20 protein-coding genes and 1 tRNA gene are annotated in these 22699 nt (G+C 56.8%); 9 read left to right on the top strand and 12 right to left on the bottom strand.

Features of this window, described 5'->3' with window-relative positions; translation table 11 throughout:
- Positions 1-16 precede the first annotated feature (16 nt).
- Both tssB and tssA read right to left on the bottom strand, forming a co-directional pair.
- The gene (gene tssB, locus PspS04_RS06595; RefSeq protein WP_095171741.1) at positions 17-520 is read right to left on the bottom strand and encodes a type VI secretion system contractile sheath small subunit; all 504 of its coding nucleotides are present in this window, start codon (positions 518-520) and stop codon (positions 17-19) included.
- A gap of 32 nt (positions 521-552) precedes the next feature.
- A complete protein-coding gene (gene tssA / locus PspS04_RS06590; RefSeq protein ID WP_159994247.1) occupies positions 553-2109 on the bottom strand; it encodes a type VI secretion system protein TssA in 1557 nt (518 codons plus the stop codon).
- A 686-nt stretch (positions 2110-2795) separates the two neighbouring features.
- Between tssA and PspS04_RS06585 the strand changes: the two genes are divergently transcribed.
- The 4 genes from PspS04_RS06585 to PspS04_RS06570 all read left to right on the top strand — a co-directional run bounded on the left by PspS04_RS06585 (position 2796) and on the right by PspS04_RS06570 (position 8817).
- On the top strand, positions 2796-3314 hold the full coding sequence (locus PspS04_RS06585; protein ID WP_159994245.1) for an Hcp family type VI secretion system effector: 519 nt from the start codon (positions 2796-2798) through the stop codon (positions 3312-3314).
- Positions 3315-3404: 90 nt separating this feature from the next.
- Positions 3405-5456 (top strand): type VI secretion system Vgr family protein, encoded by a 2052-nt coding sequence (locus tag PspS04_RS06580; RefSeq protein WP_159994243.1) that lies wholly within the window; start codon positions 3405-3407, stop codon positions 5454-5456.
- On the top strand, positions 5453-6286 hold the full coding sequence (locus tag PspS04_RS06575) for a DUF4123 domain-containing protein (protein WP_095171842.1): 834 nt from the start codon (positions 5453-5455) through the stop codon (positions 6284-6286). The genes PspS04_RS06580 and PspS04_RS06575 overlap by 4 nt, the downstream gene beginning before the upstream one ends.
- Before the next feature lie 20 nt (positions 6287-6306).
- Complete coding sequence (locus PspS04_RS06570) at positions 6307-8817, top strand: LysM peptidoglycan-binding domain-containing protein (protein ID WP_159994241.1); 2511 nt, start codon at positions 6307-6309, stop codon at positions 8815-8817.
- Positions 8818-8868: 51 nt separating this feature from the next.
- Here PspS04_RS06570 and PspS04_RS06565 read toward each other — a convergent pair whose 3' ends face one another.
- Entirely contained in the window at positions 8869-9870 is a 1002-nt protein-coding gene (locus PspS04_RS06565; protein WP_159994239.1) for a formylglycine-generating enzyme family protein, read from the bottom strand.
- A 336-nt stretch (positions 9871-10206) separates the two neighbouring features.
- On the opposite strand from PspS04_RS06565, the gene PspS04_RS06560 reads away from it, so the two are divergent.
- Positions 10207-10689, top strand: a complete 483-nt coding sequence (locus PspS04_RS06560; protein ID WP_159994237.1) for a hypothetical protein — start codon at positions 10207-10209, stop codon at positions 10687-10689.
- A gap of 51 nt (positions 10690-10740) precedes the next feature.
- On the opposite strand, the gene PspS04_RS06555 is transcribed toward PspS04_RS06560, so the two are convergent.
- The 7 genes from PspS04_RS06555 to dapA all read right to left on the bottom strand — a co-directional run bounded on the left by PspS04_RS06555 (position 10741) and on the right by dapA (position 16680).
- A complete protein-coding gene (locus tag PspS04_RS06555; RefSeq protein ID WP_159994235.1) occupies positions 10741-11739 on the bottom strand; it encodes a formylglycine-generating enzyme family protein in 999 nt (332 codons plus the stop codon).
- Positions 11740-12181: 442 nt separating this feature from the next.
- Positions 12182-12619, bottom strand: coding sequence for a YagK/YfjJ domain-containing protein (locus PspS04_RS06550; RefSeq protein WP_237234963.1), 438 nt, complete (start codon positions 12617-12619; stop codon positions 12182-12184).
- A gap of 371 nt (positions 12620-12990) precedes the next feature.
- Positions 12991-13080 (bottom strand) — tRNA-Ser (locus PspS04_RS06545).
- An 83-nt stretch (positions 13081-13163) separates the two neighbouring features.
- A complete protein-coding gene (purC, locus tag PspS04_RS06540; RefSeq protein WP_095171833.1) occupies positions 13164-13877 on the bottom strand; it encodes a phosphoribosylaminoimidazolesuccinocarboxamide synthase in 714 nt (237 codons plus the stop codon).
- 28 nt (positions 13878-13905) lie between these two features.
- Positions 13906-14664, bottom strand: a complete 759-nt coding sequence (locus tag PspS04_RS06535; protein WP_095171832.1) for an MBL fold metallo-hydrolase — start codon at positions 14662-14664, stop codon at positions 13906-13908.
- Between the two features lie 4 nt (positions 14665-14668).
- Entirely contained in the window at positions 14669-15784 is a 1116-nt protein-coding gene (bamC, locus tag PspS04_RS06530) for an outer membrane protein assembly factor BamC (RefSeq protein ID WP_095171830.1), read from the bottom strand.
- Between the two features lie 17 nt (positions 15785-15801).
- Positions 15802-16680: a 4-hydroxy-tetrahydrodipicolinate synthase gene (dapA, locus tag PspS04_RS06525; protein WP_095171828.1), complete on the bottom strand. Its 879-nt coding sequence runs from the start codon at positions 16678-16680 to the stop codon at positions 15802-15804.
- Positions 16681-17008: 328 nt separating this feature from the next.
- Between dapA and PspS04_RS06520 the strand changes: the two genes are divergently transcribed.
- Positions 17009-17569 carry a glycine cleavage system protein R gene (locus PspS04_RS06520; RefSeq protein WP_095080353.1) on the top strand — a complete coding sequence of 187 codons (561 nt, stop codon included), beginning with the start codon at positions 17009-17011 and terminating at the stop codon, positions 17567-17569.
- Between the two features lie 11 nt (positions 17570-17580).
- Complete coding sequence (locus tag PspS04_RS06515) at positions 17581-18054, top strand: peroxiredoxin (protein WP_159994233.1); 474 nt, start codon at positions 17581-17583, stop codon at positions 18052-18054.
- 125 nt (positions 18055-18179) lie between these two features.
- Here the strand turns inward: PspS04_RS06515 and PspS04_RS06510 are convergent, their stop codons facing one another.
- Entirely contained in the window at positions 18180-19250 is a 1071-nt protein-coding gene (locus PspS04_RS06510; protein WP_095171823.1) for an AI-2E family transporter, read from the bottom strand.
- Between the two features lie 31 nt (positions 19251-19281).
- Positions 19282-19521 carry a sulfurtransferase TusA family protein gene (locus tag PspS04_RS06505; protein WP_095171822.1) on the bottom strand — a complete coding sequence of 80 codons (240 nt, stop codon included), beginning with the start codon at positions 19519-19521 and terminating at the stop codon, positions 19282-19284.
- Between the two features lie 97 nt (positions 19522-19618).
- On the opposite strand from PspS04_RS06505, the gene PspS04_RS06500 reads away from it, so the two are divergent.
- Positions 19619-21052 (top strand): M48 family metalloprotease, encoded by a 1434-nt coding sequence (locus PspS04_RS06500; protein ID WP_095171820.1) that lies wholly within the window; start codon positions 19619-19621, stop codon positions 21050-21052.
- A 286-nt stretch (positions 21053-21338) separates the two neighbouring features.
- Positions 21339-22670, top strand: coding sequence for an IS4 family transposase (locus PspS04_RS06495; protein ID WP_159993239.1), 1332 nt, complete (start codon positions 21339-21341; stop codon positions 22668-22670).
- Positions 22671-22699 lie beyond the last annotated feature (29 nt).

Below are 22699 nucleotides of genomic sequence, written 5' to 3'. Positions count from 1 at the left end.
CTTGGCTGATGGGGACTCAAGCGTCCTGGGCGGCGGAGTTCAACCCCAGCTCACCCAGTACGCGACCGCGGGATTCGTCGTCGGCGAGAACGCCTTCGATAGCTTTGCGGAACGCAGGCGCATTACCCAGCGGGCCTTTGAGGGCCACCAGCGCGTCGCGCAATTCCATCAGTTTTTTCAGCTCAGGCACTTGCTCGACCAGCGAGGCTGGGTTGAAGTCCTTCATCGAGCTGACGCGTACTTTCACCGCCAGTTCTTCAGTGTCGCCTTCTTCCTGAAGACGGTTCGGTACGCTCAGTGTCAGCTCCAACTCTTGCTTGGCCAGTACTTCGTCGAAGGTCATTTTGTCGATACTGATCGGCTTGCGATCTTCGACTTTGCGTTCGTCTTTGCGGTGGGTGTAGTCACCGATTGCCAGCAGCTTCAGCGGCAGCTCAATCTCTTCCTGAGCACCGCCATTGGAGGGTTTGAAGGTGACGTTGATGCGTTCTTTGGGGGCTACCGAGCCTTCTTTGGCCATGGCTTTTCTCCTTGCGGTTGTGGCCCTGGGGCCTATTCGAGTACCACTTCGAGATCGAGGTGGCACAACCTGCGATAAGTCTCTTCTTTACGCTCTCTCACAGCATGGTTTTGCGGTAATAACTCGCAGCAGCTATGCAGCAAATGCAGCACTTCGAGCACGAGATCGGGTTCCCAGGCGTGCAGGCCTGAGTCCTGTAGTGTTTGGTCGAGGGCTTCGAGTTGCGTCTTGGCCAGTTCGTATTTCTTTGCTGCGAAGCAAAGCCGGGCCAGGGCAAATTGCCAGAAAAATCGAACTCGTCCGCCGTGGGCGCTTTGCAGGCCTTGCTTGAGTATCTGCACGGCAGCCTTGAGGCCGTCTTTGTGCAAGATCGGCAGGACTTCCTCCAGGGCCAACTCCCAGGCCAATTGGGTGTCGGTTGCTTCAACCTTGCGTGGCAAACTGGAGGTTTGCAGATGCGGCGCGACGTTGGCACTGATCCAGGCGCGAGTGGCCAGATCTGCGAACGGGGTGCCGTTATGGAAACGTAGCTCGATGATGCCGGGCAGGCGCTGAATAAATAACGCGAAGTGAATTTCCACTTCGCGCATCGCCATCTCCGCGTTCAGCCCTTGCAAGCATTCCCAGACCATTCGCTGGCCATCGAACCAGAATGGCGCCTTCGCCAAGCTCGCCTCCAGCTCCACGAGCAGGTCTGCGTATTTGGCTTGATCAAAGCGATCCTGATAGGTCTTCAGTTTGTCCTCCGGTAGACCGCGCAACACGGTGATCTGCTCGGTGTTACGCTCGGGAATCGCATCAATGGGCAGCCACAACAGCGTGCGATTGAGGCGCAGCGCACGCAAGTCTGTGGCCTTCTGCTTGAGCCACCAGGCGCATAATGGACGGGCGTTTTCTTGCTGAACGCGCAAGGCCTTGTGGGCCTCTTTCTCGTTGTCGATCGGCGCGCCAGGGGCAAACAATTGCGTAGCGGCCTGCTTGACCTGGGCCACAGCGGCGCCGACCAAGCCGGGTTCCGGCTGGTTGTCAGCAGCACGCTGGACCATGTTTTTTAAACGGCGGGAGATTGGCAGCAACAGCGGGGCGTCGTCGCCCAAATGTTCGGTGCAGGCGGCATCGAGACCTTCTAGGTACTCCACCATCCGGCGGAACAGCGGCAACTGCTCTTTGATCGCGATATTTTCGTTTAGCACCTGCTCAAGGCGTGGCACTAACCAACTGAGGGCAGCCGCGCGGGTGCGGGTCTTGTTTGGATGAATCTCAGCCCAATGGTTCTCACATAGATGTTGCAGAAATCCGAGTCCAGCCAATAGCCCCTGGAAGGATTCGCGCTGGTACAGGCCCCAAGCCAGCCAAGCCCCGACTCGTACATCCTTGGATAGGGTGCGCAGCAGGGTTTCGCTGTTTTCGCAGATTTTCAGCCAATCGATCTGGCCGCTTTCATGCATGGATTGGGCTTTACCCAGCTCGCTTTCCAATGCTTCATATTCGCTCGAAAACCGAACGTCCTCGCCCGCAAAACTCTCATTGGAAATAGAGGTTTTCGCGAGTTCAAGATAATGAGCAGAAAGTTTACTGGAGTACGACATCCATGACCTTAAATTAAGATTGCCGCGACACACCCGTTAGAGTTGCAATGAGCCAGGGCAAAACGATGAGGTTTAAATTATTCATTGCGAGCGTGCTATTTTTGTGCGTGCGCGACGCAATCATCAGAAACTCACACTTCAGCAAGTTTTAAAATCCGCGCCACCGCCTTAGTGCTTTAGCGCTTGCTTGCCGAGCCTAAGCTTTGAAATATGCCTCTATTCCCTAACATTTCTCTTTTTTGCGGTTTGAGAACGGCCCGTGAATAAATATTGCGGGAGCACCTTACACTTCGCAATAGACAAAGGTGTAGGATTCGTCTGGAAATACACGTGGAAATTTCCCGCGCGATTGATATTTATGGATACTGAAGCGCGCAGCACCAAACTGCCATTATGCGCCATAAGTTGCACACTGAAATGTGGATAACCCTGTGAATAAACCTCTACAGCGCACGCACTTAAACACTCACAGGCAAGTGCGCAAGAAGTTGCGCAGCATTGCGCAACTTCTTGCGCACTTTTATTGATAATTTCTATGTTAGGCGCTAGCCAAATCTACGGCTTTAAATCAATGCCGTTGATAAATAAGGAATTTAATATTGTTGGCATAAACCTTGATGATTGTTTTGGAACCTGCAGCGCAAACATGCCTGTGGGTCCCTATATTCTCAGCAAGGAGAGCATCCATGGCTACGCCAGCATATATGTCTATCACGGGTACCAAACAGGGCCTGATCACCGCCGGTGCCTTCACCGCTGACTCGGTCGGCAACACTTACCAGGAAGGTCATGAAGACCAGGTCATGGTTCAGGGCTTCAACCACGAAGTGATCATTCCTCGCGATCCGCAATCGGGCCAACCGACCGGTCAGCGCGTTCACAAGCCTGTCAAAATCACCAAAGTGTTTGACAAGTCCTCGCCGCTGCTGCTGGCAGCACTGACTTCCGGCGAGCGCCTGACTGAGATCACCATCAAGTGGTATCGCACCTCGGCAGCGGGTACTCAAGAGCACTACTACACCACCAAGCTCGAAGACGCGATCATCGTTGATATCAAGGACTACATGCATAACTGCCAGGACCCGGCGAACTCGCACTTCACGCATCTGGAAGACGTTGAGTTCACCTACCGCAAAATCACCTGGACCCACGAAGTGTCTGGCACCTCTGGTTCCGATGACTGGCGCACCCCTGTCGCGGGCTAAAACTGACTCGCCGTTTCACGGCATCAACCTCTTTGGCGGTTGATGCCGTTTCGTCGCGTTTTGCCTCCTCTCTCAGCTAAGGATAAGCGTATGTTCGCGCCGGCCAATGCTGCGCACTTCACGTTACTGATCCCCTCTGTTCGTAACGATTTCAAGGTGCTGGCCTTCAAGGGCACTGAAGCCATCAGCAGCTTGTATGCGATCCAGATTGAACTCGTCAGTGAGTCCCCTGATTTCGATCTGGAGAGCCTGCTCAGTCAGCCGGCTTTTCTCCAGTTTGGCCTGGATGGGGAAGGTATTCATGGGCGTATCGAAGATGTGTTTGTGGGTGAAGCGGGTAAGCGCCTGACCCGCTATCACCTAACCCTGGTGCCGGCTCTGCACTATTTGCAGTTCAGTCACAATCAACGGATTTTCCAGCACCTGACGGTGCCGCAGATCGTGGCCAAAGTGCTCCAGGGCCACGGGATTCAGGCCGATGCATTTACCTTTAATGTCAGCACCAGCCCAGAGCGCGAATACTGCACTCAATATGGGGAAAACGACTTTGAGTTCATTCAGAGGTTGTGCAGTGAGGATGGGATTTCGTGGCACCACCAACACAGCCAGGATGGACATCAGTTGGTGTTCACGGACGATCAAACCTATTTTCCCAAGCTAGGGGGCACACCGTATCAGCAAGGCTCTGGTCTGGCCGCGGATCACCCGGTCGTCAGCCAGTTCTCGATGCGTTTCAGCTCCCGCACCAGCACAACCACCCGTCGGGGTTATGATTTAAAACGCCCAAGCCAGTTGCTGGAAAGCCGATTTACCGCCGAGTTCAGTCCTGCGCTCGAAGACTACCGCTACCCGGTGCTGATCGAAAATGAAAAGCGCGGCAAACAGATTGCCCGGCAGGCTCTGGAGCGGCACCGCACCGACTACCAGTTGGCCGAGGGTAAAAGCGACCAGCCAACCCTGCGCAGTGGACACTTCTTCGACCTGACTGAACACCCGCGTCAGCAGTGCAACGCGTTGTGGCTGCTGCTCAGTGTGACTCACTCCGGTAAGCAGCCCCAGGCTCTTGAGGAATCAGTTACTAGCGACGTCAAGTCCGAAGACGGCTTCACTCAAGGTTACCGCAATACCTTCAGCGCGATCCCCTGGGACGTGTTTTACCGTCCACCGCTGGTCACGCGTAAATCGGTATTGGTCAGTCAGACTGCCAGAGTCACCGGGCCTGCGGGGGAAGAAATCTTTTGCGATGAATACGGGCGGGTTAAGGTCGAGTTTCACTGGGACCGCACCGAATTGGGCAGCGACAAGAGCAGTTGCTGGCTGCGGGTATCATCCAGTTGGGCGGGAGACAGTTTCGGTGCGGTGACCATCCCGCGTATCGGCATGGAAGTGGTGGTGACTTACCTGGAAGGTAATCCCGACAATCCGTTGATTACCGGGTGCGTACCTAACAAGGTCATGCCTGTGCCGTACCCCTTGCCCGCGAACAAAACCAAAACGGTCCTGCGTAGCCAAAGCTCGCCCGCCAGTGGTGGCTACAACGAGTTATCAATTGAAGACCGCAGCGGCCAGGAACTGATCTACCTGCGTGCTCAGCGTGACATGGAGCAGAAGGTCGAAAATGACAGCCGACTGGAAGTAGGTAACGAGCGCCGGGAAACCATCAAGGGCAACAGCATTGCGGTACTAGAAGCTGAAGAGCAACGCACCGTCACCGCTGACCGCAAAGTCCAGCTCAAGGCTAATGACTATTTGCAGGTCGCTAGCAGCAGCCACACCCGTGTAGGGCAAACGGTGGTGATTGAGGCGGGTCTACAAGTCCACCTCAAGGTCGGTGCCCATCTGATCCTGGACGCTGGAGCCAGCATTACCTTGAAAGGCGGTGGCCAGCATATCGTGATTGGCCCTGGCGGTATTTTCAGCAGTACCGAGATTCAAATAGGTGGCGCCCCCGCTTCGGGAACCGCTGCTGCTCCGGTGTTGCCTGGGATGCTTGAAGGGGTGACGGCGCCACCCGCATTGCCGCTTCCCAGTCTGCTGTTTTACCAACAGCAGGCGGTGGCAGGTGCTCTCTTACCTATTCCTGGTTGCCAACTCGACGCATCAGGTCATTGCCCAATCCACCATCCAGGTAAGACGGTATGATCAAGTCCATCGCCTCACCCTTTCAGACGCCTGAAGCACCGGGAGTCCTGTGCGTGATTCTGGATGCCAGTTTTGACCCGGAGTTACCAGCTTATCTAGATCAGGTCATTGGCTATGGCGTCGAACGCTGTATGCCGCTCTTCGACGATACCCCCTACGCCGGGTTGCAAGCTGCCGGGCCATTTGCATTGCTGTGTCCGGCACCAGGTGCTTCGATGGAGTACGCCAGCAGGCTGCTGGATCGGGCCGATGCCGGGTGTGTTGCCTATCTGGAGGATGAGCAATCCTTCAAGCAAGCCGTTGAGCATTGGCGCAGCCTGCTAACCATCAGCACCGATGACACGCCGGCCCAGTTGATGCGTTTTTTCGATCCGCGCTGGCTGGAGCCACTGCTGAACAGCCTCGATGAAACGGAGTTGTTGCAGTTCATGGGGCCGCTCACCGATATGGTCTGGCGCAACGAGCTGGGCTGGCGCCATCTGGCTAACCCTCGACCTGACCCGGACGTTGAGATTCAGGAGCCTGGCTGGTTGCACCTGAGCTTCGAGCGCCAGGCTCAGATGGATGAGCACCGCTTGAAAGTACTGGCCGGACGATTCGCCCTGGACTATCAGACGGTACTGTCGATGCCTGAACCGGTGGAGTTCGTTCATCGGCAACTGCTCGGGGCCCGGCAAACAGGGTATCTGCAACTGGCCGAGCAGGAGCGTTGGTTACGCCTGGCGTTGCGTCAGGGCGATGGCTTCTGGAGCAGTTTTCCAAATACCGAATTATTGGCCCGTGATGACTTGGGCCTTGGCGACAAGTTAATCGAGCTTGAGCGTCTCTGAATCACAAGGACGATGATCCGATGAACAACACCTACACGGTTAAAAGCGGCGATACGTTGGGGGCAATTGCCCAGCAACACGGCGCTAAAACGGCTGAGATACAAGCACTTAACCCGATCATCACCGATCCCAACTACATCAAGCCTGGCTGGGAGCTGAAGCTCCCCAACACCGCGCCTAAGCCGGCACTGCCGCCACCGATGCATGCGGACAGTGCCACCTCCACCGCACTCAAGGGGCAGGCCGAGTGTGATGAAGAGCTGGTCGATGTGGCCCACATTACCGGCGAGCCGCATTTTTATGTCCTGACCGACAAACAGTCCAAGGCACTGAAGCAGGAAATCAGCGCTGTCCAGAAACTGATGGATGAGCTGCATCAGAACCTGGCCAAGGCTTTGCCTTCCATTCAGTGCGCGAAACCTCAAGACCCAAATGCCAGATGCTCGTGTGCCGGATGCGTGAAAGACGCTTGGACGGTCAAGGCTGAAGGCGCCGGGTTGCTGATGCGGGATACCAAATCCCAGCAAACAAAAGCCACGCTGCTGACCACCGATAAAGATCTTCAGGGGACAATGGCGGCCTTGCAGGAGGCGCGTGACTGGTATCAGGATTACACACCCAGTTCTTTTGGGTTTACGCAATTTGAAGCCAACTGGAAGTCATTGCAGAGCAAGAAAACCCTGGAGCTGGATCAGCAAATCGGCAAGCTCCGTGCTCGGTTGGCGGCCCAAAAAAAAGCCGAACCCGAAGACAGCTCTACCAGTGCCAACAGCGCCGCCCCGGATCTCAAACATGGCAAGGGACGCAGCACTGAACGTCAACGCGGGAGCCAGACCAAGTCCGGCGTTACCGTAGTTGAAATCATCCTATTCAGCGACCCGACTCGGCGTCATTACATCTCGATCCCGTGGCGAACTACCACCCCATGGAATGTCCGAGTCCCTACCCGCGTCATGGCCGGAAAACCCTTCAACAAGCAACTGGCCGCTGACCTGATCAAGGACATCAAAAATGCGGTCGGTGGAGGACGCAAAGCAGGGCCGTTGGGCAACCTGGAACTCAAGATCAGTACCTGGACCAGCAAACAGGACAACCTGCTCAACGCGCTGCATCAGGAAGTGTCCTGGACTTCTAATGAACGCGATGCATCGCCTTATGCCATATCCGCCGAAGCTCATGCCCTGCGATTCGCGGCGAGTGCCAGTGCTGGAGTCAATGACTGGAACCCCAAGGAGGGCAATATCGACGTGGGTGTTAAAGGGAGCGCGGCGTTCTCGCTGGCGGAAGCTTCAGTATCCCTGAATTCGTATTTTCCTGACCAGGGTGGCCACGTCGCGAACATGGCCTATCGCAATGCTTTGGGTAAGGAAGTGCTTCACCCGATGGGCGTATTTCGTCTGAGTGGTAAGTTGGAGCTGTCGTGCTTTGTCGGCGCGAAGTCACAGGGCGCGGCCGGAGTCAAAACGCAATACAAACCGACGGAAACACCCGCAGGAGCCACCGCGCTGCTGGGTACTCCGACCATGGAAGTCGGCCCCAGTGGCTATATCGGCGTCAAGTGCGAGGCCTTTGCTGGTGCGCAAACTGGTGGTGCGCTGAGTGGTGCGTTTGAGTGGGTTGAACCGGAAAAACAAGGGATAGGACAGGCAGTCGTCGGCCAGACTAATGCTAGTAACAACTGGGTTAAGCTGGCCGAGATCAAGGCTGAAGGAAATGTCGCCTGGGGGATCGGTGCCAGCGGTGAGTTTGGCTTCAGCATCGCGAAAGACCGGTTGGCATTTAACTGCAAAGGCTCGCTGGTATTCGGTCCTGGTGCCGGTGGTGGGTTTGGTACGATGGTGGATCTTGAGCAGGTCGGGAAGCTGACGCTGCTGTTTTGTAATGCCTTGGCTGATATGGATTACAGGCACCTGTTGGGAGTGACCGAGGATGCTTTCAAGTATATGGCCTCGGGGTTGTATCAGGTGGCGACTTCCCCCGCAAAAATGGCCCGAGAAGCGTTTGAAGATAACTTTATTGATCTAACCTTGTGGTGGAAGGAGAGGCAAGCCACAAGGGTTGAAGCTGAAGCACTGGCCGACTATTTGCTTACGCATAAGACAGATAAGATCATGCGGGTACGGAACCAAGACATTCCACTGAGCGTATTGCCGCCTGAAACCATTGGTCCTATGGTCTACCTGCTAACAGAAGGGGTTATCGCCAGAGGGATTGGTAGTTTCAACGAAAAGCAGGAGATGGCCCTGGTCATTCTTCTCTCCGAGGTACGCCGCTGGCGGCAATTTATCGAAGTGTTGGAGCATTGCTCCCTCGACGGGACAAAGGTCAAGGCCATGGCGAGTTTGGAGCGGATTAACGCCTTGCTAAATGGACACGAACAAGACCAGTTCAATCGTTTTATTGATAGCCTGACGGTAAACCAGACCTCCGATAGTACAGTCCGATTGGCCTGGACCCCCAGCAATGCCTGGCGTAAAGAGAATGTGCTGGTGGCTGCGCAGCACAGTGGCCGGTTTGATGGCTTGGCCTAAACGCTGAGCAAATAATGAGGGCGCATTGATAGCGCCCTCATTGTTTCTGCTCTATAGCGGCTGATCGGATTGAATAGCACAGCGGAAGCTATAGCCTGGGGCGTGCCGTTTTCTTACAGGTTCATCTGCCCACCGTCGTACGGTACTCGCACTGAGCAATGGGTCTTCGCCATACCCCGAACCCCTACGAATTCTGAGTGTGCCTGTCTCGGGGCCGGTCGGATTCTCAAGCGGTGCGTGGCGATAATAGTCTTTGTCATACCAGTCATTGACCCAGTCGGTGGCATTTCCAGACAGGTTATAAATCCCCAGGGGGTTAGGCACAAAGCTATCAACGGCAAAGGTCAGGCGGTCACCTTTACCTGATGCAGGAAAATTGCGTCCATAGTTCAAGCTCCCGTTGTCGGTGGAGAACGCCACATGTTGCCCCCGATTGCGGGCGGCATATTCCCACTGAGCCTCTGTGGGCAGATCCACTGGAAAACCACTGAGCGCCCCCAACCAACCGCAGTAATCTTTGGCTTCTTGCCAGCTTTGGACAGGCGCTGGCAGCTTGGGCGCGTAAATAATTTCCTTCAGGTCTTCTCGCTTGCGATTTTCCGCATCAAACAACGGTTTACCATGAGCAATAAAGAACAAGTCGAAATCAGTCAGTGTTGTTTGGAATTTCGACAGGGAGTAACTGCTCAGTTTAACGGGATGAACGAAGTCGTCATCACCGTCCATGCTGATATGCCCCATCCGTTCCGGGTCCACACCGCATGGCCAGTCGCACATATTTGTAGGGTCATCGTCATAAGGCCAACCAAAATCCCCCATCTGAAACTCCCCCCCCTCGACAAACACCATATTGTCCAATGACTGCACCACGGTATTCAGTAACCTGCCGCGAACCTCGGTGGAGAGTTTTGGGTATTTCTGTTCAATGGTCGCAGCGATCTGGGAAACTTTGTCAGACGAGAGCTTCTGGCTTTCTGGCAATGGGGAAGTTTGCGCTTGGCAGCCTGTAAGTAGCAGTAAAGTGCAAAGAGGTAGTAAAACGCGCCCGACCATTGAAATATCCTTATACGTGCTAACTGAAAGTTCAAATCTTATCATTATTCATGCAAGGTAAAAACTTGAAATACCCGTACCCTATCTACCAAAATACCTTACCCTAAAAAATACAGATGTACGAACAATCCTTTATACAGCACCAAAAATAAACAGATTATTTAGCTGATTTTTCTGAGAACACCCTGCCCGCTTACGATGCGCCCACCGACCAAAACCAAACCGCCACTATGCGCAAGAAGTTGCACAATCAGCTGCTGATAACTCCGCAAACAAACATTACAGTGCGCGCACTTAAAAACTCACAAACAAGTGCGCAAGTAGCCGCACAGCACTGTGCAACTTGTTGAGGTGGAAGCGCCGGTCAATTATCTAATCGTTCATGAGAAAGATAGAATCATCCGGGTTCGAAAGCAGGATGTACCTCTGAGCGTGTTGCCGCCGGAAACCATTGGTCCCATGGTCTACCTGCTGACAGAGGGTGTTATCGCCAGGGAGATTGGTAGCCTCAACGAAAGACAGGAGAAGGCCCTCTTCATTCTGCTGTCCGAGGTACGTCGCTGGCGGCAATTTATCGAAGTGCTGGAGCATTGCTCCCTCGACGGGACAAAGGTCAAGGCCATGGCGAGTTTGGAGCGGATTAACGCCTTGCTAAATGGACACGAACAAGACCAGTTCAATCGTTTTATTGATAGCCTGGCGGTAAACCAAACTTCCGACAGTCCGGCCCGATTGGCCTGGAACCCCAGCAATGCCTGGCGCAAGGAGAAAGTGCTGATGGCAGCACAGAACAGCGGCCGGTTTGATGGTTTGGCCTAAACGCTGAGCAAATAATGAGGGCGTATTGATAGCGCCCTCATTGTTTCTGCTCTATAGCGGCTGATCGGATTGCACTGAACAGCGGAAGCTATAGCCTGGGGCGTGCCGTTTTCTTACAGGTTCATCTGCCCACCGTCGTACGGTACTCGCGCTGAGCAATGGGTCTTCGCCATACCCCGAACCCCTACGAATTCTGAGTGTGCCTGTCTCGGGGCCGGCAGGGTTTATCAGTGGTGACACCCGGTAATAGTCTTTGTCGTACCAATCATTGACCCAGTCAGTGGCATTTCCGGACAGGCTGTAAATCCCCAAGGGGTTGGGGACAAAGCTATCAACCGCAAAGGTGCGTTTACCTTTACCCGATGCAGGAAAATTGCGTCCGTAGTTTAAACTGCCATTGTCGGTGGAGAACGCCACATGTTGCCCGCGATTGCGTGCTGCATATTCCCACTGAGCCTCTGTGGGCAGATCCACAGGAAAACCACTGAGCGTCCCCAACCAACCGCAGTAATCTTTGGCTTCTTGCCAGCTTTGGACCGGAGCAGGCAGCATGGGCGCGTAGAGTTTGATCTTTAAATTTTCTCGCTCACGATATTCCGCATCAAACAAAGGTTTGCCCTGAGCGATAAAAAACAAATCGAAATCGCCGAGTGTTGTATGGAATTTTGACAGGGAGTAACTGCTCAGCTTGACTGGATGGACGAAGTCGTCATCACCGTGCATGCTGATACGCCCCATCCGTTCCGGGTCCACACCGCATGGCCAGTCGCACATGTTTGTCGGGTCATCGTCATAAGGCCAGCCAAAATCTCCCATCTGGAATTCACCACCCTCGACAAACACCATGTTATCCAATGACTGCACTACGGTGCTCAGTAGCTTGCCACGAACCTCGGTGGAGAGTTTTGGATATTTCTGTTCAATGGTCGCAGCGATCTGGGCGACTTTATCCGGCGAGAGCTTCTGGCTTTTTGGCAGTGAGGAGGATTGCGCTTGGCAGCCTGTTAGCAGCAGTAAAGTGCAAAGGGGTAGTAAAACGCGCTCGACCATTGAAATGTCCTTATACGTGCTAACTGAAAGTTCAAATCTTATCATTATTCATGTAAGGTAAAAACTTGAAATACCCGCACCCTATCTACCAAAATACCTTACCCTAAAAAATACAGATGTACGAACAACCCTTTATACAGCACCAAAAATAAACAGATTTATTTAGCTGATTTTTCTGAGAACACCCTGCCCGCTTACGATGCGCCCACCGACCAAAACCAAACCGTCACTATGCGCAAGAAGTTGCACAATCAGCTGCTGATAACTCTGCGAACAAACATTACAGTACACGTACTTAAAAACTCACAGAAAAGTGCGCAATAAGTTGCGCAGCATCGCGTAACTTATTGCGCGCCTTTATTGATAATTGCGGCGACGATGACCGAGCGATAGCAGCCATTACGGGGGGGCATACCGCAGGTGCTCCCTTCCACTTAGATATTTATTCGATTCGATTGCCTAGCCTTATGCCCACAAACAGAGTGTCTCTCACGTTGCTGCAGATGGAAAAAAAGCATTCAGTATCACGATTGAGGAACACAATGCAGTGGTAATGAGGACGACAAGCCCGCCCCACTTCTCTCACCCAAAAGAGCCTCACGCAAGTGTCATGGGATGATCTATTGCGTATCCGCGCTCGCTCACGATCATGACTGAACTGTGCATCCAGTGACGCCTTGAAGCGCTGTATCACCTGATTGGTCATCGCATCATCAGGCAACGGCTTCCCACAGGGCAGCCTTAAGTCAAATCTGAAGGCAAATACACGGGCGTAGTCAGACAGAGCGTATTGCAGGGTCTGGCATAGCTTTTCCAGATGCGTTTGGGTTTGAATGAAAGGGTCATGACGGTATGTCCTGTTTGTTAGGTCATACCTCAAGCTGGTTGTTTTTAACTGGAGAGATTCAGATTCCAGGGGCCCCTCTCCGCCGGCGGGTACCTGTAGATTGATGGATGCTGGTTACCCTGTGCTGCAGGGAGCGACACAGGAGCCGACGGGCATGCACCTGGAATACCCCCCTCCTTATGGCCTTATGGACTCAACATGCGCTAGAGAGCGCTATGGCAGTGCCAATGCGACACAAACGACGACCCTGGGGCCTGACGCACTCGCCAGCACGGCAAAGTACTAGATCCCGAGCCATCTAACGACACGGATATCTTTCCAAAATCCACATGGGGGGAAAAATGAGGGAACAGAAACCACAGAATGCAAAAAGGCCCCGTAAACGGGGCCTTTAGGCTAAATAATGGCGGAGAGATAGGGATTCGAACCCTAGGTACCGGTGAAGGTACAACGGATTTCGAATCCGTCCCATTCGGCCACTCTGGCATCTCTCCAACGGCGCGCATCATAACAGCAGGTTCACCGAATGCAAACCCTAAAGTGAATTTTTTTCCGTGCTATCAGATGCTTGCGTCGATTACAGCGGTACGCCAAGGCGGTTGGCGACTTCTTCGTAGGCTTCGATTACGTCGCCCAGACCCTGGCGGAAGCGGTCCTTGTCCATTTTCTTGCCGGTGGCCTTGTCCCACAGACGGCAGCCGTCCGGGCTGAATTCGTCGCCCAGGACGATGCTGCCGTCATGGAACACGCCGAATTCGAGCTTGAAGTCGACCAGCAGCAGGCCTGCGTCGTCGAACAGCTTGCTCAACACTTCGTTGACCTTGAGCGACAGTTCCTTCATGCGCACCAGTTGCTCGGCAGTGCCCCAACCGAATGCCACGACGTGGGATTCGTTGATGAACGGGTCGCCCTTGGCGTCGTCCTTGAGGAACAGCTCGAAGGTGTAAGGGTTGAGCTTCATGCCCTCCTCCACACCCAGGCGCTTGACCAGGCTGCCGGCGGCGTAGTTACGCACGACACATTCAACCGGGATCATGTCCAGCTTCTTCACCAGGCACTCGTTGTCGCCCAGCAGCTTGTCGAATTGGGTCGGCACGCCGGCTGCTTCGAGTTTCTGCATGATGAAGGCGTTGAACTTGTTGTTCACCATGCCTTTGCGGTCGAGCTGTTCGATGCGCTTGCCGTCGAACGCCGAGGTGTCGTTGCGAAACAGCAGGATCAAGCGGTTAGCGTCGTCGGTCTGGTAAACCGACTTGGCTTTGCCGCGGTAGAGTTCTTCACGTTTTTCCATGATGGGCTCCGCTTGCTAAGTAGATGGGCTAGGCGATATGTCGCCAGTCGAGCCCTGAATCTTGATCGGCCAGTTGCAGCCAGTCCGGGTCGCACCCAAGGGTGTCGACAAAACATTGCCGGGCCAGCTGCGGCAGGTTGTTCTTGCTGCTCAGATGGGCCAGTACCAGGTGTTGCAGGTCTTTCCAGCCCAACTCGGATACCAGGAATGCCGCCTGGTGGTTGTTCAAATGTCCCAGCTCGCCACCCACCCGCTGCTTGAGAAAGGTCGGGTAGTGACCCCGAGCCAAGCGGTCGCGGCAGTGGTTGGACTCGATCATCAACGCATCGAGGTCCTTGTAGCCGTCCAGCACGGTGGCACAGTACGAACCCAGGTCGGTCAGCAGGCCAAAGCGCCGGGTGCCGTCACTGAAGACGTACTGCGTCGGTTCCTGCGCATCGTGGGCCACGGCGATCACGCCAATCTCCAGCCCACCGATCTGCAGCTGGTCGCCCCCGGCCACGAACCCTGCCGGATCAACCGGCTTGCGCATCCCGCGCAAGGTGCCACGACTGAGGTAAACCGGAATATTGTAGCGCCGAGACAGCAAACCCACGCCATGCACGTGGTCGGCATGTTCGTGGGTCACCAGAATCGCGCTCAGTTGCGCCGGGTTTATCCCCAGGCGCAGCAGGCGTTTTTCGGTTTCTCGCAGGGAGAAACCACAATCGACCAGCACGACGGTGTCGTCACTGGCTATCAGCGTGCCGTTCCCTTGGCTACCGCTGCCGAGAACGGCAAAACGCATCGGATCAGCCCAGGTTGTCCTGAATCACGCCCAACACTTTGCGCGCCACTTCAGCCGGCGCAACGGTGTTGATGTCTTTTTCGACGGTCACCTGGACGTTCTCGCCAACCTTGCTCAGGCGCACCTGGTAACGCTCGGCGCGCGCCTCGACTTCTTCCTTGACCGGAGAGCTGCCGAACAGGCTGGCGAAGAAGCCAGGCTTCTCGTCCTTGCGCTCGGCTTTTTCAGCCAGGTTGATGTAGTACAGGCCCAGGCTGCGGTTGATGTCTTCCACTCGCCATTCGCCCTGCTCCAGCGCGCGACCCACGCTCGACCAGGCACGGTCGAGGTCGTTGCCGACATTGAGCACCGGGTTGCCGCTGCCGTCTTCGATCAGGCTGACTCGGCTTGGGGCATCGAAATCACGGGAAGCGAGCATCGACACCGAACCGCCCTTCTCGGAGATGCGGCTCATGCTGACCAGCATGTCGTCGACCAGCGCAGCGTCCAGGCCAGTGTTGACCGAACGGTTGGTGAAGGCCACGTCGTCGCTGCTGCCAGCAGGACGCTCGGCGCTGACCACGTAGACTTCACTGGTGTTGCGCTGCACGCCTGGCTCGATGCGCACCCGTACCCGGGTTTCGGCATCTGCGGCCACGCCGGCGCTGGCCAGGCGTTTGGTCATGGTTGCCGACAGTTCGTCGGAACGCTGCCAGGTGGTGGTGAATTCGCCGGTTTGCGGACGCTGCTGGTCCAGGCGGAAACCGTTGTCCTGGAAGAACTGCACCGCCACTGGCCAGACTTCGGCCGGAGGACGCTGCGCCATTACCCAGCGCGAGTCGCCGCTTTTCTGCAGGCTGTAGTCGCTGGCCTCGGCAATCGCCGTCAACGGCTGCGGACGTGGCACCACGTACTCGCCCTTGACGGTGTCGTCGGCCACGTTGCGCGGGATTGGCAGCAGTGGGTCCAGACGCTTGGCGGTCTGGACGTCCGGCGGCAGTTGCATCGGGGCAGTCTGTTGCGCTTCGAGGTAATCGCTACCACGGTCACGGAAATAACCTTCCGGGCCCCAGACCCATCCACAGCCACTGGTGCTGGAGATAATCAAGGCAAGTGCGGAAAGTCCGGCCAGTCGCTTCATGCGTATTACTTCCTCAATTAAACCAATACGCCGGACTGGCGCAGGGCCTGTCGCAGCGGTTCGTGACAGGCTTCGCTGAGCCAGGTGAGCGGCAGACGGATACCGTCCGGCATCAAGCCCATCTCATGCAGCGCCCATTTCACGGGGATAGGGTTGGACTCGATAAACAGGGTTTTATTGAGTGGCATCAGTTTTTCGTGGATCGCCCGTGCGGTCACGGCGTCACCCTTGAGGGCGGCGTTGCACAGGTCGGCCATGTCGCGCGGGGCAACGTTGGCGGTTACCGAGATATTGCCTTTGCCGCCCAGCAGGATCAGCTCCACGGCAGTCGCGTCGTCACCGGAGAACACCAGGAAGTCCTCGCTCACGCCATCCAGGATGGCCTGGGCGCGGGACAGGTCGCCGGTGGCTTCCTTGATCCCGATGATGTTGTTCACGGTCGACAGGCGGATCACGGTCTCGGCCTGCATGTCGCACGCCGTGCGGCCCGGCACGTTGTAGAGGATCTGCGGGATGTCGACGGCTTCGGCGATAGCCTTGAAGTGCTGGTACAGGCCTTCTTGCGTCGGCTTGTTGTAGTACGGAGTCACCAGCAGGCAGGCATCGGCGCCGGCGGTCTTGGCATTGGAGGTCAGCTCGATCGCTTCACGCGTCGAGTTGGCGCCGGTACCGGCGATCACCGGGATACGCCCGGCTACCTGCTTGACTACATAACGAATCACTTCGATGTGTTCGTTTACGTCGAGGGTTGCCGACTCACCAGTAGTACCGACGGCCACGATGGCGTGGGTGCCGTTTTGCAGGTGAAAGTCTACCAGTTTGCTGAGGCTGTCCCAGTCCAGACGACCCTGTGCATCCATGGGTGTGACCAGTGCCACCATACTGCCCGCAATCATGCAACCGCTCCTGCCGGAAAAAGAGAGCGGTAATGGTACTGGCGCCAAGATGCTTGCACAAGCGAAGTACTGCGCTCATGCCATTCCCCTTGGCGCCGCTTTTCGCTACCCTTCAGACTTTGATCAGTACCGACAGGCTCATGTGCCGGGTTCAAGCCTCCATTTTCGGCTCCACAAGCCCCGCCCCTGCGTTGCCATCTACCCGAACTCACCTTGTTTGAGCTCGCAGCAACCCTCTGGCTCGGGCTTTGTTGATAACGCATCCGGACCCACACCCGACGAATCAGCCTATAAACGTACCGACCGCTCATCGCTTTAGGAATGCTGCATGTCCACCCCCACAGTTCGCGAACAATTCCTTGTCATCAGTGCCCTCGGCGCCAACCCCATGGAGCTGACTAACGTCCTGTGCCGCGCCAGCCATGAAAATCGCTGCGCCGTGGTCACCTCCCGCCTGACTCGCCATGGCGAGTGCAGTGCACTCATCCTGGAGATTTCCGGTTCCTGGGACGCCCTGGCGCGCCTGGAAGCCGGTCTGCCGAGCCTGGCCAAGAAACACGCCTTCACCGTCAACGTGGTACGCAGCGCGGCGCTGGAAAATCGCCCGCAAGCCCTGCCGTATGTGGCTTACGTCAGTTCTGCCTACCGCTCGGACATCGTCAATGAGCTGTGCCAGTTCTTCATCGACCATAACGTCGAGCTGGAAAACCTGACCTGCGACACTTATCAGGCCCCCCAGACTGGCGGCACCATGCTCAACGCCACCTTTACCGTGACCCTGCCGGCCGGTGTGCAGATCAGTTGGCTGCGCGATCAGTTCCTCGATTTCGCCGACGCGCTGAACCTCGACGCGCTGATCGAACCGTGGCGCCCACAGAACCCAATGTAAGGAAGCTTTCCATGGCCGTCGCTATCGACCAACCGGTCGCCGACTTCGAAGTCCCCGCCACCAGCGGGCAGACCGTCAGCCTGGCCGCCCTCAAGGGCAAGCAGGTGGTGATCTACTTCTATCCCAAGGACAGCACCCCGGGCTGCACCACCGAGGGCCAGGGTTTTCGTGACCAGTACCCACAGTTTCTCGCGGCCAACACCCAAGTGTTCGGCGTTTCCCGCGATAGCCTGAAGTCCCACGAGAACTTCAAGTGCAAGCAGCAATTCCCCTTCGAGCTGATCAGCGACAAGGACGAAGCCCTGTGCCAACTGTTCGACGTGATCAAGCTGAAGAAGCTGTATGGCAAGGAATACATGGGGGTTGATCGCAGCACCTTCCTGATCGACCAGCACGGCGTGCTGCGTCAGGAATGGCGCGGGGTGAAAGTGCCGGGGCATGTGGATGCGGTGTTGGCCGCGGCGCAGGCGCTGGCCAAGGGCTGATTTATTCGGCGTCTGCGATGACGCCATCGCGAGCAGGCCGCAAGCGGGCGCTCGCTCCCACAGGGGTTGCATTGATCCTGTGGGAGCGAGCGCCCGCTTGCGGCTTGCTCGCGATGGGGCCCGCACTACAACAGCGGCGCCACCACCGGTTCCTTGCGCGGCCAGGCATCCAGCACGGCCTTGAACAGGGTCGCCAGGGGAATCGCGAAGAACACGCCCCAGAACCCCCACAGCCCACCGAACAGCAGCACCGCGCAAATGATCGCCACCGGGTGCAGGTTGACCGCTTCGGAGAACAGCAACGGCACCAGCACGTTGCCATCCAGGGTCTGGATGATCCCGTAGACCGCCATCAGATAAATGAACTGATCGCTCCAGCCCCACTGGAACAAGGCAATCAGCATCACCGGCACCGTCACCACCACCGCGCCGACATAGGGCACCACCACGGACACCCCGACCAACAGCGCCAGCAGCGCCGAGTAGTTGAGGCCCATGGCGACAAAACCGATGTAGGTCACCCCGCCGCAGATCGCCATTTCCATGACCTTGCCACGAATGTAGTTGGCGATCTGGCGGTTCATTTCCTGGCCGACCCGGGTAATCAGCGCCCGCTCACGCGGCAGGTAGCCGCGCACCCAGCGGCCGATCATGGCCCGGTCCTTGAGGAAGAAGAACACCAGGATCGGCACCAGCACCAGGTAGATCATGATGTTGACCAGCAGGGGCAGGCTCGACAGCGAGAAGGTCAACGCCCACTGGCCAAACTTGCCGATTTCGCTGCGCGCCACCTCGATGGCCTGCAGCACTTGCTCGTCCGACACCAGGTGCGGATATCGCTCGGGCAGCAACAGCAGCAGCGACTGCCATTTGGCGAGCATCCCGGGCAGTTCGTTGAACAGCGTGATGAACTGGTGCCAGAGCAAGGGCAGCACCACCACGATAAACACCAGCAACACGCCCATGAACAACGCGAACACCAGCCCCACCGCGACCCCGCCGGGCAGGCGCAGGCGCTCCAGGGTGCTGACCAGGCCCTGCATCAGGTACGCCAGGACCATCCCCGCCAGCACCGGTGCGAGCATCCCGCCCAGGGTCAGCACGGCAGTGAAGGCCAGGACCAGGAGGACGGCCAGCACCACCGCTTCTTCGTCGGAGAAGTAGCGCTGAATCCAGTCGCGTAGCACTTTGAACATCAATGATCCTTAAGGGTAGGCGGCCAGTCAGTCAGGCTTTTTTCAGCCAGTAGCGATAGACACCGGCTGCGTCTTCTTCGCGCAGCAGGGTATGACCGGCCAAACGGGCAAAGGTGCGAAAGTCGCGCTGCGAGCCGGCATCGGTGGCGATCACCTTGAGCACGGCGCCACTGGGCAAGCCATTGAGCGCCATCTTGGCCTTGAGCAGCGGCAATGGGCAATTGAGCCCACTGGCGTCCAGTTCGGCATCATGGGCTACAGCGTCGGTCATTACTTCACTCCGCACAGGTGATTGAGCCGCCTAGAATATCTGGTCCCGAGGCAAGTGTCCGGCTACAGTAAGCTCTTTGTCGACTAAGGCTTTGTGCATGACTTTTCTGCGCCCCACGCTGCTGACGCTCGCTTGCCTGCTTGCCTCACCAGGCTTCGCCGACGACTTGCCGTCACTTGGCGACGCCAGTTCTGCCATCGTCTCGCCCCAGCAGGAACATGACCTGGGGCGCGCCTGGCTGGCCATGTTGCGCAGCCAGGTGTCACAACTCAATGACCCACAACTGAAAAACTACGTGGAAACCAGTGTCTATCGCCTGGTGGAAACCAGTCAGCTGAACGACCGGCGTCTTGAGTTCATCCTGATCAACAGCCCGCAGCTCAACGCCTTCGCCGCGCCAGGCGGGATTGTCGGGGTCAACGGTGGCCTGTTTCTCAACGCACAGACCGAAGGCGAATACGCCTCGGTCCTGGCCCACGAATTGGCGCACTTGTCGCAACGCCACTTCGCCCGCGGCGTAGAAGCCCAGCAACGCATGCAAGTGCCGATGATGGCCGCCCTGCTCGCCGGGATCATCGTGGCCGCGGCCGGCGCCGGTGACGCCGGGATCGCGGCCATCGCCGGGACCCAGGCCGCGGCAATCCAGGAGCAACGGCGCTTCTCCCGGCAGAACGAGCAGGAGGCCGACCGCATCGGCATCGTCAACCTGGAGAAAGCCGGCTACGACCCGCGCTCCATGCCGAGCATGTTCGAACGTCTGGGGCGCCAGTACCGCTTCGATGCCAAGCCGCCGGAATTCCTCCTGACGCACCCGGTGACCGAATCGCGGATCGCCGACACCCGTAACCGCGCCGAACAGGCACCCGTCGGCGGCAAGGAAGACACCCAGACCTACCAACTGATTCGCGCCCGCGTGCAGTTGTTCTACGAGGAAACCCCGGGGCTGGCCGCCAAGCGTTTTCGCGCGCAGCTGGACGACAACCCGAAAAACGACGTGGCGCGTTACGGCCTGGCCATTGCCCAGGTCAAGGCCGGCCAGCTCAGCGATGCCCGCGAGAGCCTCAAACCGCTACTGGCCAAGGCACCCAACGAAATCATCTACAACCTGGCCCAGATCGACCTGGACATGGCCAGCAATCGCCTGCCCGACGCGCAAAGCCGGGTCGACCGGATGCTCAGCCAGTTCCCGGGCAACTATCCGCTCAATCAGGTCCGGGTTGACCTGCTGCTCAAGCAGAATCGCCCGGCCGATGCCGAAAAAGCCCTGGAAGCCCTGCTCAAGACCCGCCCGGACGATCCGGATGTCTGGTACATGGTTGCCGAGACCCGTGGCCTGTCCGGCAACATCATTGGCCTGCACCAGGCGCGCGCCGAGTACTTCGCGCTGGTGGGCGACTATCGCCAGGCCATTCAGCAGCTGGACTTCGCCAAGCGACGCGCCGGCAGCAACTTCCCGCTGTCGTCACGGATCGATGCCCGGCAACGCGAGCTCATGGAACAGGAGCGGATGATCAAGGACATGATGGGCTGACCCTTCCCGCCCCCACGAAAAAGCCCCTCGACGAGGGTAATGCTGTTCAGTTAAGTGAGCGCAGTACCTTGTAGGAGCGAGCTTGCTCGCGATGGACGCTAACGATGACGCGTATTACCTGAATAAACGCGTTGTTTTTGAGTCCATCGCGAGCAAGCTCGCTCCTACAAAGGGACATACCCCATGAAAAAGCCCCTCGATGAGGTAATGCTGTTCACTTAAGCATTTGAGCTCACGCCGGGCTTCCTAGAAAATCCGATGCCAGACCTCTGGCATCGGATTTTTTATGTCTGTTCAACAGGACCTGCTCGACCTCGACGACCTTTTTAACTTCTGCGACCTGAGCACCTTCACCCAAAACATTCCCATCGAGTGGGTAGCGTCTGCGCTCGACCTCTCCAGTCAGGCGACCATTCGCCGGCGGCGCCTGCCCGCTGATCAAGTGCTGTGGCTAGTGCTTGGCATGGCGTTATTTCGTGACGAGCCGGTTCACGAGGTGGCCAGGCGTTTGAACATCTGCGCCCAAGGCCTGGCCTCTGACCATTTGCTGGCGCGCAGTGGTGTAACCGAAGCTCGTAAACGGCTCGGCGCCGATCCTGTTGAGTGGTTGTTCCGTAAGACCGGCAACCATTGGGGCGCAGAGCGCTATGACGATGATGCCTGGCATAATTTGCAGGTTTTCGCGGTGGACGGTGCGCTTTTTCGCACCCCGGATACGCCCGAGCTTCGAGATCACTTCGGGTCGGGAAACACCCCCAGCGATCGCCAGACACCGTTTCCGATGCTGCGCCTGGTGGCGCTAATGAATGTGCGTTCGCACGTGATCCTAGATGCACAATTGAGCCCCTACCGACGCAGTGAAATGCGCCTGGCCGACGAGTTTTTGCAGCAGATTCCCGACCACTCGGTGACGCTGTTCGACAAAGGGTTCTGGGGCGCGGAGCTGCTGTTGAGCCTAAGTAGAACGGGCACCAGCCGTCATTGGTTGATCCCGGCAAAAAAGGGACTGGTCTGCGAGGAAGTGGCCCGCTACAACCAGCGCGACCGTTTGGTGCGTATGAAAGTCTCGCCACAGGCCAGAAAGCGAAATCCGACTCTTCCCTCGCACTGGGAGGTACGCGAAGTCAGCTATGAAATTCAAGGCAAAGTGAAAACCGTCATGACGTCCTTGCCGGCCAAGACCTACACCACTAAGGCTGTTGCCAAACTTTATCAGGAGCGTTGGGAGATCGAGTTGGGTTTCAGGGACATCAAGAGTTCAATGCAACAGAACGCAATGACCTTGCGCAGCAAAAAAATCGAGCTGATCTATCAGGAAGTGTGGGGGCTGTTGCTGGCTTACAACGTGATTCGCCGGGAAGCGAGCCAAGCGGCGGTGGCGTTTGGTCGAGCGCCTTCGGACATCCGTTTCAAACCGGCCTGTCAGTACATCGCCGTGCAATTGATCGTGATGGCAGCAGCCAATCCAGTTTCAGCGACAGGGAGACGCTTGGCGGAACTGAGGGCAGGTATCGGGGGATTGTTTCTGGATCACCGCCCCAGGCCTTCGAGGCCAAGGACGGTGAAGATTTCAAAGACCCGGTTCCCAGTGGACCGTAAGGCTGCTCCGCTTAAGTGAACAGCATTACCTCGATGAGGGGCTTTTTC

This window comes from Pseudomonas sp. S04, from assembly GCF_009834545.1.
Lineage (GTDB): Bacteria > Pseudomonadota > Gammaproteobacteria > Pseudomonadales > Pseudomonadaceae > Aquipseudomonas.
This window is presented reverse-complemented; position numbering and strand designations above follow the sequence as displayed.

Bases quoted from the DNA above. Each gene is read 5' to 3' on its own strand.
- bamC (WP_095171830.1), bottom strand. From the start codon at position 15,784: ATGAAGCGACTGGCCGGACTTTCCGCACTTGCCTTGATTATCTCCAGC.
- PspS04_RS06495 (WP_159993239.1), top strand. From the start codon at position 21,339: ATGTCTGTTCAACAGGACCTGCTCGACCTCGACGACCTTTTTAACTTC.
- PspS04_RS06555 (WP_159994235.1), bottom strand. From the start codon at position 11,739: ATGGTCGAGCGCGTTTTACTACCCCTTTGCACTTTACTGCTGCTAACA.
- PspS04_RS06535 (WP_095171832.1), bottom strand. From the start codon at position 14,664: ATGCGTTTTGCCGTTCTCGGCAGCGGTAGCCAAGGGAACGGCACGCTG.
- PspS04_RS06580 (WP_159994243.1), top strand. From the start codon at position 3,405: ATGTTCGCGCCGGCCAATGCTGCGCACTTCACGTTACTGATCCCCTCT.
- dapA (WP_095171828.1), bottom strand. From the start codon at position 16,680: ATGATTGCGGGCAGTATGGTGGCACTGGTCACACCCATGGATGCACAG.
- PspS04_RS06510 (WP_095171823.1), bottom strand. From the start codon at position 19,250: ATGTTCAAAGTGCTACGCGACTGGATTCAGCGCTACTTCTCCGACGAA.
- PspS04_RS06505 (WP_095171822.1), bottom strand. From the start codon at position 19,521: ATGACCGACGCTGTAGCCCATGATGCCGAACTGGACGCCAGTGGGCTC.
- tssA (WP_159994247.1), bottom strand. From the start codon at position 2,109: ATGTCGTACTCCAGTAAACTTTCTGCTCATTATCTTGAACTCGCGAAA.
- PspS04_RS06500 (WP_095171820.1), top strand. From the start codon at position 19,619: ATGACTTTTCTGCGCCCCACGCTGCTGACGCTCGCTTGCCTGCTTGCC.
- PspS04_RS06575 (WP_095171842.1), top strand. From the start codon at position 5,453: ATGATCAAGTCCATCGCCTCACCCTTTCAGACGCCTGAAGCACCGGGA.
- purC (WP_095171833.1), bottom strand. From the start codon at position 13,877: ATGGAAAAACGTGAAGAACTCTACCGCGGCAAAGCCAAGTCGGTTTAC.
- PspS04_RS06570 (WP_159994241.1), top strand. From the start codon at position 6,307: ATGAACAACACCTACACGGTTAAAAGCGGCGATACGTTGGGGGCAATT.
- PspS04_RS06515 (WP_159994233.1), top strand. From the start codon at position 17,581: ATGGCCGTCGCTATCGACCAACCGGTCGCCGACTTCGAAGTCCCCGCC.
- tssB (WP_095171741.1), bottom strand. From the start codon at position 520: ATGGCCAAAGAAGGCTCGGTAGCCCCCAAAGAACGCATCAACGTCACC.
- PspS04_RS06585 (WP_159994245.1), top strand. From the start codon at position 2,796: ATGGCTACGCCAGCATATATGTCTATCACGGGTACCAAACAGGGCCTG.
- PspS04_RS06520 (WP_095080353.1), top strand. From the start codon at position 17,009: ATGTCCACCCCCACAGTTCGCGAACAATTCCTTGTCATCAGTGCCCTC.
- PspS04_RS06565 (WP_159994239.1), bottom strand. From the start codon at position 9,870: ATGGTCGGGCGCGTTTTACTACCTCTTTGCACTTTACTGCTACTTACA.